At 63.9% G+C, this 19,293-nt stretch carries 15 protein-coding genes and 1 other RNA gene; 8 read left to right on the top strand and 8 right to left on the bottom strand.

Going from position 1 to position 19,293, the window contains the following annotated elements; genetic code table 11:
• Window positions 1–135: 135 nt before the first annotated feature.
• Window positions 136–3,201: a DNA polymerase I gene (gene polA / locus JQ611_RS32205; protein ID WP_212467721.1), complete on the bottom strand. Its 3,066-nt coding sequence runs from the start codon at window positions 3,199–3,201 to the stop codon at window positions 136–138.
• Between the two features lie 99 nt (window positions 3,202–3,300).
• Window positions 3,301–4,368, bottom strand: a complete 1,068-nt coding sequence (locus JQ611_RS32200) for an acyltransferase family protein (RefSeq protein WP_212467720.1) — start codon at window positions 4,366–4,368, stop codon at window positions 3,301–3,303.
• 214 nt (window positions 4,369–4,582) lie between these two features.
• On the opposite strand from JQ611_RS32200, the gene JQ611_RS32195 reads away from it, so the two are divergent.
• From JQ611_RS32195 to JQ611_RS32180, 4 genes are all read left to right on the top strand, one after another.
• Window positions 4,583–5,902 carry a UDP-glucose/GDP-mannose dehydrogenase family protein gene (locus JQ611_RS32195; RefSeq protein ID WP_212467719.1) on the top strand — a complete coding sequence of 440 codons (1,320 nt, stop codon included), beginning with the start codon at window positions 4,583–4,585 and terminating at the stop codon, window positions 5,900–5,902.
• Window positions 5,903–6,109: 207 nt separating this feature from the next.
• Window positions 6,110–8,593 carry an ATP-dependent helicase HrpB gene (gene hrpB / locus JQ611_RS32190; protein WP_212467733.1) on the top strand — a complete coding sequence of 828 codons (2,484 nt, stop codon included), beginning with the start codon at window positions 6,110–6,112 and terminating at the stop codon, window positions 8,591–8,593.
• Window positions 8,594–8,739: 146 nt separating this feature from the next.
• Window positions 8,740–9,255 carry a TIGR02281 family clan AA aspartic protease gene (locus tag JQ611_RS32185; protein WP_212270042.1) on the top strand — a complete coding sequence of 172 codons (516 nt, stop codon included), beginning with the start codon at window positions 8,740–8,742 and terminating at the stop codon, window positions 9,253–9,255.
• A 223-nt stretch (window positions 9,256–9,478) separates the two neighbouring features.
• Window positions 9,479–10,978: a phosphomannomutase/phosphoglucomutase gene (locus JQ611_RS32180; protein ID WP_212270043.1), complete on the top strand. Its 1,500-nt coding sequence runs from the start codon at window positions 9,479–9,481 to the stop codon at window positions 10,976–10,978.
• Between the two features lie 147 nt (window positions 10,979–11,125).
• On the opposite strand, the gene JQ611_RS32175 is transcribed toward JQ611_RS32180, so the two are convergent.
• The 6 genes from JQ611_RS32175 to JQ611_RS32150 all read right to left on the bottom strand — a co-directional run bounded on the left by JQ611_RS32175 (window position 11,126) and on the right by JQ611_RS32150 (window position 16,033).
• Window positions 11,126–12,592 carry a methyl-accepting chemotaxis protein gene (locus tag JQ611_RS32175; protein WP_212467718.1) on the bottom strand — a complete coding sequence of 489 codons (1,467 nt, stop codon included), beginning with the start codon at window positions 12,590–12,592 and terminating at the stop codon, window positions 11,126–11,128.
• Window positions 12,593–12,629: 37 nt separating this feature from the next.
• Complete coding sequence (locus JQ611_RS32170; RefSeq protein WP_212270045.1) at window positions 12,630–12,962, bottom strand: hypothetical protein; 333 nt, start codon at window positions 12,960–12,962, stop codon at window positions 12,630–12,632.
• A gap of 76 nt (window positions 12,963–13,038) precedes the next feature.
• Entirely contained in the window at window positions 13,039–13,539 is a 501-nt protein-coding gene (locus JQ611_RS32165) for an Lrp/AsnC family transcriptional regulator (protein WP_192739183.1), read from the bottom strand.
• 69 nt (window positions 13,540–13,608) lie between these two features.
• A complete protein-coding gene (locus JQ611_RS32160; protein ID WP_212467732.1) occupies window positions 13,609–14,571 on the bottom strand; it encodes a sugar kinase in 963 nt (320 codons plus the stop codon).
• A gap of 87 nt (window positions 14,572–14,658) precedes the next feature.
• Window positions 14,659–15,609, bottom strand: a complete 951-nt coding sequence (gene nudC, locus JQ611_RS32155) for an NAD(+) diphosphatase (RefSeq protein WP_212410685.1) — start codon at window positions 15,607–15,609, stop codon at window positions 14,659–14,661.
• A gap of 4 nt (window positions 15,610–15,613) precedes the next feature.
• Window positions 15,614–16,033 (bottom strand): HIT domain-containing protein, encoded by a 420-nt coding sequence (locus tag JQ611_RS32150; protein WP_212036469.1) that lies wholly within the window; start codon window positions 16,031–16,033, stop codon window positions 15,614–15,616.
• Window positions 16,034–16,226: 193 nt separating this feature from the next.
• On the opposite strand from JQ611_RS32150, the gene ffs reads away from it, so the two are divergent.
• The 4 genes from ffs to recR all read left to right on the top strand — a co-directional run bounded on the left by ffs (window position 16,227) and on the right by recR (window position 19,279).
• Window positions 16,227–16,323: signal recognition particle sRNA small type (ffs, locus tag JQ611_RS32145), an RNA gene on the top strand.
• A gap of 108 nt (window positions 16,324–16,431) precedes the next feature.
• Window positions 16,432–18,285: a DNA polymerase III subunit gamma/tau gene (locus JQ611_RS32140; protein ID WP_212467717.1), complete on the top strand. Its 1,854-nt coding sequence runs from the start codon at window positions 16,432–16,434 to the stop codon at window positions 18,283–18,285.
• A gap of 48 nt (window positions 18,286–18,333) precedes the next feature.
• Window positions 18,334–18,654: a YbaB/EbfC family nucleoid-associated protein gene (locus JQ611_RS32135; protein ID WP_192739178.1), complete on the top strand. Its 321-nt coding sequence runs from the start codon at window positions 18,334–18,336 to the stop codon at window positions 18,652–18,654.
• Window positions 18,655–18,673: 19 nt separating this feature from the next.
• Window positions 18,674–19,279 (top strand): recombination mediator RecR, encoded by a 606-nt coding sequence (gene recR / locus JQ611_RS32130; RefSeq protein WP_212270049.1) that lies wholly within the window; start codon window positions 18,674–18,676, stop codon window positions 19,277–19,279.
• The last annotated feature ends 14 nt before the right edge of the window (window positions 19,280–19,293 follow it).

Here is a 19,293-nt window from a genome sequence, read left to right as displayed (position 1 = left end):
GGGGAGGGCTGGGGTGGGGGTGTCGCCACGAGTCGCACTCTTCGGGTGGAGAGAGCCCCCACCCGCCGCGCTTCGCGCGTCGACCTAAGAGCGAGCTTCGCTCGTCTCGACCCCCGCAAGTGCGGGAGGTAAGAATCAATGCGCCTCGTCCCAATTATTCGCAGCTCTCGCATCGACCTGCAGCGGCACCGAGAGCAGCACGGCCGGGAATGGCGCATCCTGCATCACGTGCTGCACGACAGGCAGCGTGGCCGCGACTTCGTTCTCGGGCACTTCGAAGATCAGTTCGTCGTGAACCTGCAGCAGCATCTGCGCCGAGAGCTTCTTCTCGGCCAGCGCGTCCTCCATCCGGATCATGGCGCGGCGGATGATGTCGGCGGCGGAGCCCTGCAGGCGCGCGTTGATCGCGGCGCGCTCGTTGAAGGAACGGACCGAGGCGTTGCTTGCCTTGATGTCGGGGTAGTGGCACTTGCGGCCGAACAGCGTCTCGACATAGCCGTTGGCGCGGCAGAAATCCCGCGTCGCATCCATGTAGGCGCGGATGCCCGGGAAACGCTCGAAGTATTTCTTGATGTAGGCGGAGGCTTCCTCGCGCGCGATGCCGAGCTGGTTGGCAAGGCCAAACGCCGAGATGCCGTAGATGATGCCGAAATTGATCGCCTTGGCGCGGCGGCGCACCTCGCTCGGCATGTCCTTGATCGGCACGCCGAACATTTCGGAGGCCGTCATGGCGTGAATGTCGAGCCCGTCGCGGAACGCCTGCTTCAGCACGGGGATGTCGGCGATCTCGGCCAGCAGTCGCAGCTCGATCTGCGAATAGTCAGCCGACACCAGCTTGTGGCCGGGCGTGGCAATGAAGGCGCGGCGGATCTTGCGGCCGTCCTCGGTTCGCACCGGGATGTTCTGCAGGTTCGGCTCGTTGGACGACAGCCGCCCGGTGGTGGTCGCGGCCAGCGCGTAGGTGGTGTGAACGCGATGGGTCTGCGGATGGACATATTCCGGCAGCGCGTCGGTATAGGTCGATTTCAGTTTCGAGACCTGCCGCCATTCCAGAATCTTCTTCGGGAATTCGTGGCCCTGTTCGGCGAGCTCATCGAGGACCTGCGCCGAGGTCGACCATGCGCCGGTCTTGGTCTTGCTGCCGCCGGTGATGCCCATCTTGCCGAAGATGATATCGCCGATCTGCTTGGGACTGCCGACATTGATCGGCTCGCCTGCGATCTCCTGAAGCTCGGCTTCGACCCGTGCGGCGGTCTGGGCGAATTCGCCTGATAACCGAGACAGCACCTGGCGGTCGATCGAAATGCCGCGCCGCTCCATGCGCGCCAGCACACTGACCAGCGGCCGCTCCAGCGTCTCATAGACCACGTTCATGCGCTCGGCGACGAGGCGCGGCTTCGTCACGCGCCACAGTCTTAAGATCACATCGGCATATTCGGCTGAATAGGCAGTCGCCTTGTCGATCTCGACCTGGTCGAAGGTGAGCTTGTTCTTGCCGCTGCCGACGAGATCGCCATGGCTGAGCACGGCATGACCGAGCCAGCGCTCCGCCAGCCCTTCGAGCCCATGCGCGTTGCGGCCGGCATCCAGCGCGTACGACATCAATTGCGCGTCTTCGACATTGCGCAGGGTGATGCCGTGCTGCGCCAGCATCACGGCGTTGAACTTGATATTGAACCCGATCTTGAGAATGCCCGCTGATTCCAGCAGCGGCTTCAACGCGGCGAGCGCGTCGCCTGGCTTGATCTGGTCGGGCGCGAGGCCGGCGTCGAACAGCCCGGAGCCTCCGCCGGATTGCTTGTGGGCGAGCGGAATGTAGGCGGCGTCGTTTGGTCCCAGCGCCAGCGCAATGCCGCAGATATCAGCCTGCATCGGATCATCAATATTGGCCTGCGCATCGATCGCGAAGTGACCGACATCATGCGCACGCGCGATCCAGGCCTTGAGTTGATCGAGGCTTCGGACGGTCTGGTACTTGGTGCGATCGACCGGAATTTTTCGCGCGGCTTCCGCGCGCGCCGCGGCGAGCGAAATCGGCGTGCCCTTGGGGCTCGCGGCCTTGTCCTGCTTATCGGCGCCCGGCTTTGCCGTAGCGGGCGGGCTGGCAAAGAGGTCGCCGGTAGCGCCGCCGGCCGCTCTGGCCGTGGCGGGCGCGGCAGCACTCTTGTTGCCGGCCGCGGCTTCCACGTCGGACGGATCGATCTGCGAATAATCGGCAACGCGGCGGGTGAGGGTGGAGAACTCCATCGCCTTCAGGAATGCGACCAGTTTCCGCGCATCGGGCTCGTGTACCGCAAGATCATCGAGCGGCACGTCGAGTTCGACCTTGTCGTCGAGCAGCACCAGCTGCCGCGAAATCCGCGCCTTCTCGGCATTCTCGATCAGCGCCTCGCGCCGCTTCGGCTGCTTGATTTCGCCGGCGCGGAACAGCAATTGCTCGAGATCGCCATACTCGACGATCAATTGCGCCGCGGTCTTGATGCCGATGCCGGGCACACCCGGCACGTTGTCGGTCGAATCCCCTGCGAGCGCCTGTACCTCGACCACCTTCTCCGGCGGAACGCCGAACTTCTCGATCACCTCGGCAATGCCGATGCGACGGTCCTTCATGGTGTCGTACATCATGACCTTGTCGGTCACGAGCTGCATCAAATCCTTGTCGGACGAAACGATGGTCGTGGTCGCGCCGCGCTCACCCGCGATCCGGGCATAGGTCGCGATCAAATCGTCGGCCTCGAAGCCGCCCTGCTCGAGGCAGGGCAGGTCGAAGGCGCGCACGGCGTCGCGGATCAACGAGAATTGCGGGATCAGATCGTCCGGCGCCGGCGGCCGGTGCGCCTTGTAATCGGGGTAAAGCTTGTTGCGGAACGTGATCTCTGACTTGTCGAAGATAATCGCCAGATGGGTCGGCCGGTTGTCCTCGGGCATGTCGCGCAAAAGCTTCCACAGCATGTTGCAGAAACCGAGCACCGCATTGACCTGCAGCCCATCGGATTTGCGGTTCAGCGGCGGCAGCGCGTGATAGGCGCGGAAGATGTAGGAGGAACCGTCGACCAGAAAGACATGGTCGCCCTTGCCCGGAACTTTGGCAGGCGCCTTGGTTTCAGCCTTGGTTTCAGCCTCGGTCTGAGACTTGGTCTCGGACTTGGCTGCGGCTTTGGCGGGGGCGGGTTTGTCGGCTTTGGGGGCTGTTTTCGGCATGGCCGAAATTTAGGGATTTTTGCGAGGATTGACAGCCTCGGCGGGCGATTTTCCACGCTGTCATCAGCTGCCATTCAGGCGGGTGGCAGGGGGCGAAACCTACTCCGCCGCCTGCAGCACTGGGGCGGCCTTTTTCGGCGCGATCCAGAACGCTCCGGGGCGATCGAACAGGAAGTTGGCATGCAGCGTCAGTGCCAGCCGCCAGATCCCCAGCGCGCCGACGACGCCTGCGACGGTGACGATCAGCGAGATCGTGCCGATGTCGATGGATAACCCGCTGCGCAGCAGCAGCGCCCTTGTCGCCGCCATCGGCAGGAAGAAGGCGAGATAGATCACGATCGAATGCTCGCCGCAAAACCGCAGGAAATTGAGCCAGCGCATTCGCGCCAAAAGCGCGCCCATCACGATGATGGCGCCGGCGCCGGCAAATCCCAGCGCGAGCGAGATCAGCGGCCAGTCGCTGTGGCCCTTGATGACCAGGCCGCCATTGATCAAGGCCCACAGTGCCAGACCCGCGAGCGCGAGTGCGGGCTGCGCCCGCGCGCGATCCGACACGGCGAAGACGTAGGAAGCCAGCCAATAACCCGCATAGAAATAGACGAAGCGCGCGCAGAATTCGTCGATCACGGTCCAGCCGGTCGCGACATGCGCCATTTCCAGCAACGCGGCTGCGGCAAAGATCGCCGGCGGCGGGGCGCTGCGTGTCAGTTTTGTGACGACGAAGAAGATTGGCAGCAGATAGATGAACCACAGCGTGCCAAACGGCTCGATGAAGGATTCCAGATACAGATAGCCTACATGTGCCCAACCGGTCCCGGCGGCGAAAGACGGTGCCTTGAAACCGAACTGGATCGTCACCCACAGCACGTAGAAATAGGCGAAATGCACCACCTTGCGGTCGAGATACGTGCGCCAGTCGCGGTCGATCACGACCGCCAGGAACAGGCCTGAAATCAGGAAGAAATCCGGCATCCGGAACGGTTTGGCGAACATGACGAGCCAATGCATGAAGCCGGTCTGGCCCGCTGCGGCCTCGACCCCCAGCACCGAATGCATCATCACGACCATGACGATGCAGATGCCCTTGGCATAGTCGACCCAGTCCACGCGTCCGGCCACGAAAGACGTGGCGCGTTCGGCGACAGGCAATGTGCCGTTTGGTGTCATGGATGTCCTGTTTTGGCCCGTTGGCGCCGCATCATCGGCCCGATCCGTTGCTTTCTCCTTTATTCATACAAATGACATGCCGGTTTTCTTGCCGGTTTCTTGCCGATTTTCTTGCCGTTCTCCGGCGCTTTTCCGGTTTCCTCTTTGCCGCCAAATGCTTTAAGAGGCGGGCAGAATCGGAAGCGAAATTAACCATCAAAAACAGGCTGTTTTCATGCGCATTGCCATGATTGGAACGGGCTATGTGGGGCTGGTATCCGGCGCCTGTTTTGCCGATTTCGGCCACCAGGTTACCTGCGTTGACAAGGACGGCGACAAGATCGCGGCCCTCCTGCGCGGCGAGATCCCGATTTTCGAGCCCGGGCTCGACGCGCTGGTGGCTTCCAATGTGAAGGCCAAGCGGCTGGATTTCACCACCGACCTCTCCGGGCCGGTCGCGGACGCCGACGCCGTGTTCATCGCGGTCGGCACGCCGTCGCGGCGCGGCGATGGTCACGCGGATTTGAGCTACGTGCACGCCGCCGCGCGCGAGATCGCCGCGGTGCTCAAGGGTTTTACGGTGGTCGTCACCAAATCGACGGTGCCGGTCGGCACCGGCGACGAGGTCGAGCGCCTGATCCGCGAGGTCAATCCGTCAGCCGATGTCGTGGTGGCCTCCAATCCGGAATTCCTGCGCGAGGGCGCCGCGATCCGCGATTTCAAATTCCCGGACCGTATCGTGGTCGGCACCCCGGACGAACGCGGGCGCAAGGTGCTCGGCGACATCTACCGGCCGCTGTCGCTCAACCAGGCGCCGCTGATGTTCACGGCGCGGCGCACCGCGGAGCTGATCAAATACGCCGCCAATGCGTTCCTCGCCACCAAGATCACCTTCATCAACGAGATCGCGGACCTTTCCGAAAAGGTCGGCGCCGACGTGCAGGAAGTCGCGCGCGGCATCGGGCTCGACAACCGCATCGGCGCGAAGTTTCTGCATGCTGGCCCCGGCTTCGGCGGCTCGTGCTTCCCGAAGGATACCCGCGCGCTGGTGAAGATCGCGCTCGATCACGACGTGCAGCTGCGCATCGTCGAAGCCGTGCTTGGCGTCAACGACAACCGCAAACGCGCGATGGCCCGCAAGGTGTCGAACGCGGCCGGTGGCAGCCTGCGCGGCAAGACGGTCGCGGTGCTCGGCCTCACCTTCAAGCCCGACACCGACGACATGCGCGAGGCGCCGTCGCTTCCGCTCATCACCGGGCTGCTCGACATGGGCGCCAAGGTACGCGCCCACGATCCGGTCGGCATCGAGCAGGCGCGCAAGGAATTGCCCGATATCGAATATTGCGACGACCCCTATGACTGCCTGCGCGGCGCTGACGCCATGGTTGTCGTGACCGAATGGGTGCAATACCGCACCCTCGACCTGGAGCGCGTGAAGCGCGAGATGGCCAAGCCGGTCGTGGTGGATCTGCGCAACATCTATCGCCCCGAGGACATGGCGGCCCACGGGTTCACGTATGACAGCGTGGGACGGGGATCCGAGACCATCGTTTGATGGCTTCTTGAACCATGCGCCACCGCTATTCCCGTCATGGCCGGGCTTGTCCCGGCCATCCACGTCTTGTTTTCTGACCGTTCGAGAAAGAAAGACGTGGATGCCCGGCACCCGTCTCCGCTAAAGCTTCGACGTGGCCACGAATGGTTGGCGCGCCGAAGCTTTAGCGAAGGCGGCAACGCCGGGCATGACGAATGAGTGAAAAACTTGCCCCTGACCTTCGACACGCCCCTTCCGATCGACGCGGCGCTCCCCGAGCTGACGCGCACGCTCGAAAGCCACAACGCCGCGGTGCTGGTGGCTCCTCCCGGCGCCGGCAAGACCACGCGGGTGCCGCTGGCGCTGCTGGACGCACCCTGGCTCAAGGGCAAGAAGATCATCATGCTGGAGCCACGGCGGATCGCGGCGCGCGCCAGTGCGGAACGGATGGCGCGGACGCTCGGCGAGCGCGCCGGCGAGACCGTCGGCTATCGCGTCCGCTTCGGCTCCAAGATATCGCGCGCGACCCGGATCGAGGTCGTCACCGAGGGGATTTTTTCGCGCCAGATTCTCGATGATCCCGAATTGAACGGCGTTGCCGCCGTGCTGTTCGACGAATTCCACGAACGCTCGCTCGATGCCGATCTGGGGCTGGCGCTGGCGCGCGATGCGCAGACCGGTCTGCGCGAGGATCTGCGCATTCTGGTGATGTCGGCGACGCTCGACGGTGCCCGGGTCGGCAAACTCCTGGGCGACGCGCCTGTCGTCGCCAGCGAAGGCCGTGCCTTTCCGGTCGAGACGCGCTATCTCGGCCGCAAGTCAGACGCGCCGCTGGAGCGGCAGATGGCGGATGCGATCGCGACCGCGCTGCGCGCCGATCCCGGTTCGGTGCTGGCGTTCCTGCCGGGCGCCGCCGAAATCCGCCGCACGCAGAATTTTCTCGGCGAGCGGGTCCATGACGCAAGCGTCGAGATCGTGCCGCTGTATGGCGCGCTCGATGCCGCGGTGCAGGACCGCGCCATTCAGCCGGCGCCCAAGGGGCAGCGCAAGGTGGTGCTGGCAACCTCGATTGCCGAGACGTCGCTGACCATTGAAGGCGTTCGGATTGTCGTCGATTCCGGCATGGCGCGGGTGCCGCGCTATGAGCCGGATATCGGCCTGACCCGGCTGGAAACCGTGCGTGCCTCGCGCGCCGCCGTCGATCAGCGCCGCGGCCGTGCCGGCCGCACCGAACCCGGCGTGTGTTACCGGCTGTGGGACGAGCCGCAGACGGCATCGCTCGCCGCCTACACGCAGCCCGAAATTCTCTCGGCCGATCTGTCCTCGCTGGTGCTCGACCTCGCGCAATGGGGCGTGCGCGATCCCGCGACGTTGGCGTTCCTCGATCCACCGCCGGCGCCTGCGTTGAAGGAGGCCAACAGTCTGCTTGCCGAACTCGGCGCGCTCGATGGCGACGGCCGGATCACCGCGGAGGGCAAGAGCCTGCGTGCGCTGGCGTTGCCGCCGCGGCTGGCGCGCATGATCGTGGACTCGCATCGCGCCGGCGCGGGCAAGGAGGCCGCCGAGATCGCCGCTGTTCTGACCGAGCGCGGCCTCGGCGGCGACAGCGTCGATCTCGATCACAGGCTGGATCAATTCCGCCGCGACCGCTCACAGCGTGCGTCGAGCGCGCGCAGCCTGGCGCAGCGCTGGGCCTCACAAGTGGCGGCCGAAGCGCCGCCTTCTTCGCCGCAAGCGGATGGCGGTCTGAGCACTGGCGTCATGCTGGCCTTTGCCTTCCCCGATCGGGTCGCGCGCAACCGGGGAAACGGCAGTTTTGTGCTCGCCAACGGCCGAGGCGCCGCCGTCGAGCAGACCTCGTCGCTGGCGCGCGCGCCCTATATCGCGGTTGCCGAACTGACCGGCACCGCCGCGCAGGGCCGCATTCTGCTGGCGGCGCCGATCGCGCAGGAAGAGATCGAGCTGCGCTTTGCCGATCAGATCGAAAATACCGAAGAGGTTTCGTTCGATCGCGGCGCAATGGCGCTGCGGGCGCGGCGCAGGCGCAGTCTCCATGCGATTACGCTGTCGGAAGCGCCGATGGCGCTGCAGCCGTCAGGGGAGACGGCAAAAATCTTTGCCGCCGGATTGGTCGCGGCCGGGCTCGACAAATTGCCGTGGTCAAAGGCGTTAAAGCAGTGGCGCGACCGCGTCATGTTCCTGCGCAAGGCGGAAGGCGAAAGCTGGCCAGATCTGTCGGACGACGCGCTCGCTGTCACAAGCGAGGCGTGGCTGGAGCCCGTTCTCTACGACAAGACTTCGCTGAAGGACCTGGCGCCCGGCGATCTCTCGGACGCGCTGATGTCGCTATTGCCATGGGATTTGCGCGCGCGGCTGGAGCGCGAGGCACCGACCCATTTCGAGGCGCCGACCGGCACCATGCTGGCGATCGACTATGAAGCCGAGCAGGGGCCGACAATTGCCGTGCGGCTGCAGGAATTGTTCGGGCTCAACAGCCATCCCTCGATCGCCAAGGGCGCGGTGCCGCTGGTGCTGGAACTGCTGTCGCCGGCGCAGCGGCCGGTGCAGGTGACGCGCGATTTGCCGGGGTTCTGGCGCGGCAGTTACGCAGCCGTGCGTTCCGACCTGCGCGGCCGCTATCCCCGCCATCCCTGGCCGGAAGACCCGGCCAATGCGTTGCCGACGCGGCGGGTCAAGCCGCGCGGCACCTGAGCGGCGCGATTATGCGCCCGCCGTTAACACTTCACTCATCCTTTTCGCCAAAATGGCAGCCTCGGCTGGCGTTGTTAGTCGCGGCTTGGCCGGCGCCGTGGTGTTATCGGCGGTCTGGCCCAAATGTAGCGTATCGAGTGTGCGTCATGCGTAACCTGATGATCTTTGCCGCCATTCTGGTCGGCCTCGGCGGCTTCATGGGACAGATCGCGGACAAGATCGCGCCGACGCTGGCATCCGCCAATGCCAAGCCACAGAAGGTAGAAGCGGCGACGGTCGCGCAAGCCAGCGGCCGCAGCCTCAGCATTCCCAGAGATGCCCGCGGCCATTTCCAGACCGATGGCCGGATCGACGGCCAGCGCGTCGACTTCATGGTCGACACCGGCGCTTCGCTGGTGGCGCTGAACGAGAAGTCCGCGGCGCGGTTCGGCCTGCGTCCCTCGCGCGGAGATTACAACGCGACCGTCACCACCGCCAACGGCACCATCAAGGCCGCGCGCTCGCGGATTGCCATGATTGACCTCGGCGGAATCGTGGTGCGCGACGTCGACGCCATGGTGCTGCCCGACGAAGCCCTTTCGGAAAATCTGCTTGGTCTGTCGTTCCTGTCGAAGCTGAAGCGCTTCGAGTACGCCAATGGCCGACTGGTGCTGGAGCAATAAAGCGTTTTCGAGCGAAGTGGATGCCGGTTCGCGTGAAGAAAACGCGTCAAAACAGGAATTTAGAGCTTCAGTTCTGATGCAATCAGAGCTGAAGCTCTAGGCAGTTCTGCCTTCAAATCCGCCGCAATTAATCGCCAAAAGCCGCTAATCCCGCCTTCCGCTGCAGCTAGGCTTTCGCTAAGCCTGCGGCGCTGCCCTTCTATGTCTCAAGAGGCCATCCCCCATGTTTCCGAAGCCGAAATCCATGCTGGTTCCGAATACCTATGCCTATGAATCCGAGCCGATGGTGAAGGCGACGGGTTTCCGCGAATATGACGCGCGCTGGCTGTTCGGCAAGGAAATCAACCTGATGGGCATTCAGGCGCTGGGCATGGGGCTCGGCGCGCTGATCGCGGAACGCGGCGTTAAACAGGAAATCGTCACCGGGCACGACTTTCGCGGCTATTCGGCCTCGATCAAATACGCGCTGATCTCGGGCCTGATGGCGGCGGGCTGCAAGGTGCACGATATCGGGCTCGCGGTGACGCCGATGGCCTATTTCGCGCAGTTCGACCTCGACGTGCCCTGCGTCGCCATGGTCACCGCGTCGCATAACGACAATGGCTGGACCGGCGTCAAGATGGGCGCCAACCGGCCGCTGACCTTCGGCCCCGATGAGATGACGCGGCTGAAGGAAATCGTGCTCAACGCCGATTTCAAAAACCAGGCCGGGGGCTCCTATCAATTCCACGAGAATTTTCCGGCGCGCTATATCGCCGATCTCACGGGGCGCCCGAAGCTGAAGCGCAAGCTGAAGGTCGTGGTCGCCTGCGGCAACGGCACCGCGGGCGCGTTCGCGCCGCAGGTGATGGAAGCGATCGGCTGCGAGGTGATCCCGCTCGATACCGAGCTTGATCACACCTTTCCGAAATACAATCCGAATCCCGAAGACATGGAGATGCTGCACGCGATCCGCGACGAAGTGCTGAAGCACAAGGCCGATGTCGGCCTCGGCTTCGACGGCGACGGCGACCGTTGCGGCGTGGTCGACAACACGGGTGAGGAGATCTTTGCCGACAAGGTCGGCGTGATGCTGGCGCGCGACATGTCGGCGATCCACAAGGATGCGTTGTTCGTGGTCGACGTGAAGTCGACCGGACTTTTCGTCACCGATCCCGTGCTGCAGAAGCAGGGCGCCAAAACCGAGTATTGGAAGACCGGCCATTCCTACATGAAGCGCCGCACCAACGAGCTTGGCGCGCTGGCAGGCTTCGAAAAGTCCGGGCATTTCTTCTTCAACAAGCCGTTTGGCCGCGGCTATGACGACGGCCTGGTTTCGGCGATCGCGATCTGCGAGATGCTCGACCGCGCCACCGGCAAGTCGATGGCGGATTTGAAGGACGCGCTGCCGAAAACCTGGTCGTCGCCGACGATGTCGCCGCATTGCGCCGACGAGACCAAGTACGGCGTCGTCGACGCCGTGGTGAAGCATTTCGAGGCGCTGCAGAACAAGGGCGAGAAGGTCGCGGGCCAAAAGATCCGCGATCTCGTCACCGTCAACGGCGTGCGTGTCACCGTCCAAGATGGCAGCTGGGGCCTGGTGCGGGCGTCTTCCAACAAGCCGGAGCTGGTGGTGGTGGTCGAGAGTCCCGTTGCCGAGCAGCGGATGCACGACATGTTCGAGGCGATGAATGTGGTGCTGCGCACCCATCCCGAAGTCGGCGAATACAATCAGAAGATTTGAGATTGAAGTGTCATTGCCGGGCTTGACCCGGCTATCCATCCTCTTCGCGAAAGTGTTCTCTGAGGATTGATGGATACGCGGGTCATAGGCGAGCGCAAGCGACGCCGTCCTTCAGACGGCTATGCCCGCGTATGACACTTGTGGCGCCTACGCGACGTGAAGCGAGCCGAGGAAGCTGTCGACCTCGGATTTCAGCCGGCCCGATTGCGACGACAGGCCATTCGCGGCGTCGAGCAACCGTGCCGTCCCGCGTCCGGCGTCATCGGAAGCCCGGCTGACGCTGAGGATGCTGTCGTTGACATCCCTTGTGCTATTCGCGGCCTGCTGCACGTTGCCGGCGATTTCGCGCGTCGCGGCGCCCTGCTGATCGACGGCGGCGGCGATTCCGCTTGAGATCTCGTCGATCTCGGCGATGGTGCCGCTGATCACCTGGATGGCGTTGACGGCCTCGCCGGTGGCGGCCTGGATGGCTTGAATCTGCGCGGAAATTTCCTCCGTCGCGTTCGCGGTCTGATTGGCCAGCGCCTTGACTTCGCTCGCCACCACCGCAAATCCCCTGCCATGTTCGCCGGCGCGGGCGGCTTCGATCGTGGCGTTCAGGGCCAGCAAATTGGTCTGGCTGGCGATGCTCTGGATCAGCGTCACCACTTCGCCGATCTTCTGGGTGCCGGCGGCAAGTCCCTCGACCACGGAGTTGGTGCGACGCGCCTCTTCGGCGGCCTTGTTGGCGATCTCGGCGGAGCGCGTCACCTGCTGGGCAATGCTGTTGATCGAAGCCGCGAGCTCTTCGGTTGCCGATGCCACCGTTTCCACGTTCGCCGAGGCCTGCGTCGATGCGGCCGCGACCGTTGCGGTCTGCCGCGAAGTTTCAGCGTTGCTTTCGCTCATCGAAGCCGACAGTCCCTGCATCTCGCTGGCTGCCACGGCGACGGCCTCGACGACGCCACTGATCCTGCGCTCGAAGCCGGCGGACAGTTCGCGCCTTGCCGCATCACGGTCGCGCTTGGCTTGTTCGGCCATGTTGCTGTCGGCAGTGGCGCGCGCTTCGGCAGCGCTCGCCGTATCGGCCTCCGCGGTCTTCCGTGCCGCCATTTCGAACAAATGGGTGACCGTGGTCGTGAGCCAGATCAACACGCCTGCCTCGATAAGGAGGATGACGGCGTGGAGAACGACGCGGCCAAAGTCGGAGCCGCCGGGATAGACCGCGGCCGGCAGCAGGAAATTCAGCGTCAGGTGGTGCAGCGCGACAGCCGCCGTACCGAGAACGATCGGCCGGTAGTCGCAATAGGCGACCAGACAGGCCAATGCGGCGAAGAAGTACATGTGCATGTCGACCTGCCAGCGATGTCCCGCGAGCTGGAAGACAAACATGGCGACATCGGCCATCAACGCGACGGCAACGATCAGGCGGGTGGAAGGTCCGTTCCCCGACATGCGCCACGACAAGGTCGCGGCCAGCGCCATTGCGGCCATGAATGCGGCCGGTACCAGCCAGTCGGCGTCGCGCGCCATGCCGATGACGAGAGCGATCGGGACATGCAGCCAGAGCACCGCGAGCAATATCTTGCTGGCTGTTTCGCGCAGGATTACCAGGTCTTCGCTTTCGAAGGTCATTCCCAGCTCCCAAAAATGTAGGTCGTGAAGTACGCGTCTATTTCGTGAAGCAGGCCGCGATCGCCTGCGGGTCCATGGTCAGCCAGGCGCCGGCTTTGCGCAGTTGTGTCAGCCCGTCATTGTCGTCCGGACGCACGATCAGAAGGGCCGGAACGGCGGTCGTCCTGACGATGGCGGCGTTGGCGGACGCGGTAGCAAGGAACGCTTGCTGGTCGCTCCACCATGGCGGGAAGGCCACCGCCACGACCTCGGCGCCGGTCCTGACCTGCAACGACAGTGCTGCTACTCCGATCCAGCTCGCGATCAGGAGCGCGGCAGCGTTCAGCCAGACAGGCCGTCGGGTCGTTGGAATGATTTCCCCCCGCTCCATCACAAAACAATATCGTGACGAAGCTAACGGCGCGTAAACCTTCAGCGTAAGGTAGCGTTAGGGGGATGTCCGGCTGTTACGCCGCCGGCACCGGCAGGGCGGTGACCGACTTGATCTTCTCCATCGCAAAGCGCGAGGTCACATTCTTCAGCGGCACGGCGCTGATCAGCTTTTTGTAGAACACGTCATAGCTTGCCATGTCGGCGACCACCACGCGCAGCATGTAATCGACGTCGCCCGCCATCCGGTAGAATTCCATCACCTCGGGCATGGCGCTGACGGCGCTGGCGAAGGTCTTCAGCCAGGCCTCGGAATGGTCGGAACTCTCGACCGAGACGAACACGGAGATGCCGAGCCCGATCTTGTTCTGATCGACCAGGGCGACCCGGCGCAGGATCACCCCGTCGGCCTCTAGCCGCTGGATGCGCTTCCAGCATGGCGTCGAGGACAGCCCGACCCGGTCACCGATCTCGGCTACCGACAGCGAGGCGTCCTCCTGCAGCACCGTCAGGATTTTGCGGTCAATGGCGTCAAGGCGGCGATTGGCTTCGTGAAGCTGTACTGCGATGTCGGTCATGAGAAGAATGTTCCATGAATAAGGCTTTCACTCCTCATATATAGAAAATTCTTCTATAGCAAGCCTATCTTATTGGCCGGTCGAGGCCGGGCTGGTACTCTGCCCTTGGCTCAAAAGATCTTCAACTTCAATACGTTGCGGAGCAGCGAAGGCGCCGCCAAAGCGGGTGCATTTCAGGGCCGCGGCAGCCGAGGCAAACCGAAGCGCCTGCCGCAATTCCTGCCCCTCGGTGATCGCGAGCGCGAAGGCGCCGTGGAACACGTCGCCGGCGCCCAGGGTGTCCACCGTGTGGACCGGGAAGGCCGGGGTTTCCTGGATGGCCTTATTCTCGTCGAGCCAGATGGTGCCGCGCGCACCGCGGGTTCCCGCCAGGAACGACTTGGTCAGTTTGGCGATCTTCTTCAGCGCCTGGGCGTCGTCGGCGACATCAGCGGTCTCCTGCAGCGGCTCGCTCGAGAACACCAGATGCGAAGACGCGTTGAGCAACCCCTCCCGCAGCGACATCGCGCGGTCGACGTCGACGATCACAGGGATGCCGCGTCTTTGCGCCTCGGCGCACAGATCCGTACAGAATTCCGCACAACGGCTCTCGGTGAGAATGGCGGCACAATCGTCCAGCAGCGTGTCGAAGTCGGGCAATTTCACATGCCACAGCTCTGGATCGCGGAAGGTCACGATGGTGCGCTCGCCGGAAGGATCGATCATGACAGCCGAGATCGGCGTCACCAGGCCGGGCATATGGATGAGATGTTTCGTCTCGATGCCCTCATGCGCCATCTGATCGAAGATGAAGCGACTCGATGTTTCCTTGGCATCGCCCATCGGCCCGCAGATCGAGGCGCGGCCACCGAGCCGCACGATGCCGATCGCGCCATTGAGCGCGTTGCCGCCGCAGATTTCGTCGAATGCGGTGGCGTTCTCCTTGGAGCCGCGCCCAGGAACACCTGGCGTGTGAAAGGTCAGGTCGCGCACCGGCATACCGATGCACAGGATGCGCGGCGGGGTTTTCGGCGCTTTATCGTGAAAGTTCATACCGGAATCCGTCATGCGGGTTCCGCCATGTGCCGGAACCCGGAAGAGAGTCCGGGGATAATGATTTGGTCCATGGGAGAGTTCCCGCTATGCGCTCGAATCGGTTCCCCCATGCACCCAGCGGCCGATCAAATGGTGAGCGATCGCGAACGGATGCGCGGCAAACATGCCGTCGGGGTGTGTGCGGCTGTGCATCAGGGCCACTTCGTCGCGAGTGAACCAGCGTGCATCCTCCAGTTCGGCCTTGTCGACCACGATTTCGTCCGAGGTTGCGCGCGCGGCGCATCCGATCATCAGCGACGACGGGTAGGGCCACGGCTGCGTCATGTAATAGGTAACGTCGGTGCAGTGAATCCCGGATTCCTCGAAAATCTCCCGCCGGACCGCGTCCTCGATGGTTTCGGCGGCCTCGACGAAGCCCGCCAGGCACGACCACATCCCCGGCAAAAACTGCTTCTGCCGTCCCAGCAGACATCTGTCGCCATGAGTGACCAGCATGATTACGACTGGATCGGTGCGCGGAAAATGCTCGACCTTGCAGTTCGGGCAGTCGCGCTTCCAGCCGCCCTCCTTCATCGCGGTGCGGGTGCCGCAATTGGCGCAATAGCCATGGCGCTGGTGCCAGGTCACCATCGATTTGGCCATCGCGATCGCCGAGAGCTGTTCGGTCGGCACCGCGCCCTGCATCACCATGCCGCGCAGTTCGGTGACCGCGACGTCGTCGCGCGTCAGCAGCTTTTCCACCGCCGCGGCCGCGATGCCCATGCCGAAAACAGGCGCACCGTCGCGCAGGCCCAAGAAGATCGTGCCCGGATTGGCGCCCAGTTTCACGGCCTCGTCGACACTGAGCAGGACGCGCGATCCTCCGGCCTCCTGCCGCACCACCAGCGAGTCGCGGTAGATCACATAGGCGCGGGCGTCGCGGTGACTTTCCAGCGCGAACAATTTCTCGTCATTGCTGCGCAGATGCGCGGCGCGGTCGAGAATGTCGGTGACGAAAGCGGGCTTGCCGAGCGGAAACGAATCGAAAATGGACATGAATTCAACCTAGCCAAATCTTGCGGCGGAGTGCGCTGATGAAATTCTGGACTTCCTCGGCGTCATGCGCCAGTGGCGGCATCACGCCCCAGACCGGCCGCGGCCAGGCGGCGTCGCTGGTGCGGCGCGCGACGACGTGAACGTGGAGCTGCGGCACCAGATTGCCCAGTGCCGCGATATTGAGCTTGTCGCATTTGGTGATCTCTTTGAGGGCACGGGCGACGCGGGAAACTTCCGTCATCAACTGCGCCTGGGCTACCTCGTCGAGATCGATGATTTCCACCGCTCCCTCGCGGCGCGGCACCAACAGCAGCCACGGGTAATGCGCGTCCTTGATCACCAGCACCCGGCACAGCGGCAGGTCGCCGATGTCGATGGTGTCTTTCTTGAGCTGGGAGTGCAGCGACCAGGCGGCGTCGGACATACGTATTTCCCCGTCATGGCCGGGCTTGTCCCGGCCATCCACGTCTTTCTGGTTGGGAACCGAGGAAGGCGTGGATACCCGGCACAGGGCCGGGCATGACGGCAAGTAAAGCCTTTCCGCGTTTCTGCACAAGTCCCGCAAACCCTGCTGACCCCGCTTGCTTTCCGGCCCTTTTGGCCCCAAATAAGGGCCGGGAGATTGGCGGTGGACGAGCCACTCGCCAACCGGGTCAGGTCCGGAAGGAAGCAGCCCTAACGAGGTCCGGATCGGGTCGCTCGTCAGTCTCCTACCTGTTTTTCGAGCGAATCGCGCTGAAAGCGGCGAGGCCGCCTTTGCCGCTTGATTCCTCTTCCGTTCCGCAAGCCGGCCTTGAGAGACAATCAATTGCGGATCGACCGATGAGTGATGCTGGCGCTCCCCAAGAAAAGCCTGAAGATCAAACAGATGGCGCCAATCAGGGCGGCTTCGCTCTCGGTGGCGCACCCGAGGCCGGAAAGCCCTATCGTGTGCTGGCGCGTAAATACCGCCCCTCCAGTTTCGACGATTTGATCGGCCAGGAGGCCATGGTCCGAACCGTTTCGAATGCGTTCGAAACGGGGCGAATCCCGCAGGCCTGGATTCTGACCGGGGTGCGCGGGGTCGGCAAAACCACCACGGCGCGGATTCTCGCCCGCGCGCTCAATTACGAAATGGCTGACGGCTCGGCGAAGGGGCCTGCGATCCAGATGCCTGTTCTCGGCGTGCATTGCCAGGCGATCATGGAAAGCCGGCACATGGACGTGCTGGAAATGGACGCCGCGTCGCATACCGGCGTCGACGATGTCCGCCAGATCAATGACAGCGTGCGCTATGCACCGGCCTCTGCGCGCTACAAGGTCTACATCATCGACGAAGTCCACATGCTGTCGACCGCCGCCTTCAACGCGTTCCTGAAAACGCTGGAGGAGCCGCCGGAGCACGCCAAATTCGTGTTCGCGACCACCGAAATCCGCAAAGTGCCGGTCACGGTGCTGTCGCGCTGCCAGCGTTTTGACCTCCGCCGGGTCGAGGCCGATGTGCTGATGGGGCATCTGTCAAACATCGCCGCGAAAGAGGGCGTCGAGGTCGAGCCCGAGGCGCTCGGCATCATCGCGCGCGCCGCCGAAGGCTCGGTGCGCGACTCGCTGTCGCTGTTCGACCAGGCGATCGCGCATGCCGCCGGCACCGTGCGCGCCGACGCGGTGCGGCAGATGCTCGGGCTCGCGGACCGCACGCGCGTGATCGATTTGTTTGAATCGCTGGCGCGCGGCGACATCGCCAGCGCCTTCAAGGAATTCCGCGAGCAATATGACGTCGGCGCCGATCCGGTGGTGGTGCTGTCTGACCTGGCCGAGTTCGTCAATTTCGTCACCCGCGTGAAAGTTGTGCCGGCCACCGCCGACAACGTCGCCTATGGCGAGACCGAACGCGTGCGTGCCCGCGATTTTGCGGCCAAATTGTCGATGCGGGTGCTGTCGCGGATGTGGCAGATGCTCCTGAAAGGCATCGCCGAGGTGCAGACCGCGACGCGGCCGGCCGCGGCCGCCGAAATGGTGCTGGTGCGCATCGCCTATGTCGCCGACATGCCGACGCCGGACGAAGCGATCAGGATGCTTGAACAAAATGGCGGTGGCTCGCCGGTCGTTTCGGCAAGTGCTGCGCCCGCGCGCGCGGCGCCGGCCTCGACCGTGTCCGCCATGTCGTCAGCGCCGATGCGCGCGCCCACGGCGCAAAGGTCCGGTGCCGAGGCGTCGGCGCGCCCGCAAATGGCCGCGCCCGCGCCTGAGGCGCAGTCCGCGCCCGCCTTGCGGATCACCAGCTTTACGCAGCTCGTCGCGCTGGCCGGCGAGAAGCGCGATCTGCTGATCAAGGCGGCGCTCGAGGCCGACATGCGGCTGGTGCGCCTGGAGGATGGGCGGCTGGAAGTCGCGCTCGAGCGCCACGCGGCGCGGGCGCTGGTCAGCGATCTCTCCCGCAAGCTGGAACTATGGACCGGCCGGCGCTGGACCGTGATCGTCTCCAACGAGACCGGCCAGCCGACGGTTCGTTCGCAGAACGAGCATGCGAAGAACGAACATGCGCGGGCCGCGGAAGCGGATCCGCGCGTGCAGGAAGTGCTGGCGCGGTTCCCGGGCGCCAAGGTCGTCGAGGTGCGCAAGCTTGCCGCCGAGCCGCCGGAAACCGACGCGATCGCCGAAGACCCGGCCGAGCGTTCGGACAGCGACGACGATTGATCGATATCTTGAGAAGACGCACCCAAGGAAAACTGCGAGGAAAACCCAATGGCTGATTTTCTCGGCATGATGAAGCAGGCGGCGCAGCTGCAATCCAAGATGCAGGCGATGCAGGAAGAACTCGGCAATGTCGAAGTCGAGGGCATTTCCGGCGGCGGCATGGTCGCCGTGCGCATGACCGCAAAGATGGAAGTGAAGGGTGTCAAGATCGATCCGTCGCTGATGAAGGCGGAAGACCGCGAGATCCTCGAAGACCTGCTGGTGACGGCGCATAACGACGCCCGGCGCAAGGCGGAAACCGCGATGCAGGAAAAGATGCAGGCGCTGACCGGCGGGCTCGGCCTGCCACCAGGGCTTGGTCTTACTTAAATGCTCGGTCTCATCTGAAATGGCTACTGCGGTTGCCGGCCCCGAAATCGAACGTCTGATCCAGCTGTTGGCGCGGCTGCCAGGGCTTGGGCCGCGTTCGGCGCGGCGCGCGGCGCTGCATCTGATCAAGAAGCGCGAAGCGCTGATGACGCCGCTCGCCGGCGCGCTGCAGGTGGCGATCGAGAAGATCCAGGTCTGCAAGACCTGCGGCAATATCGATACGCAAAATCCCTGCACTGTCTGTACCGATCCGCGGCGCGATCCCACCACCATCGTCGTGGTCGCCGACGTCGCGGATTTGTGGGCGCTGGAGCGGGCCAATGCGACCAACGGCCGCTATCACGTGCTGGGCGCCACGCTGTCGCCGCTCGACGGCGTCGGCCCGCAGGATCTCACCATCGACGCGCTGGTGGCGCGCGCACATGATTCGCAAGTCGGCGAGATCATCCTGGCGCTGAATGCAACGGTTGATGGCCAGACCACGGCGCATTACATCACCGATCTGCTGCAGGAAGCCAACGTCAAGGTGACACGGCTGGCCCATGGCGTTCCAGTCGGCGGCGAGCTTGATTATCTCGATGAAGGTACGCTATCCGCAGCCATGCGGCAGCGAACGCTGTTCTAACCAAAACAACGGAA

It is taken from the genome of Bradyrhizobium sp. AUGA SZCCT0182, assembly GCF_018130185.1.
Lineage (GTDB): Bacteria > Pseudomonadota > Alphaproteobacteria > Rhizobiales > Xanthobacteraceae > Bradyrhizobium.
This window is presented reverse-complemented; position numbering and strand designations above follow the sequence as displayed.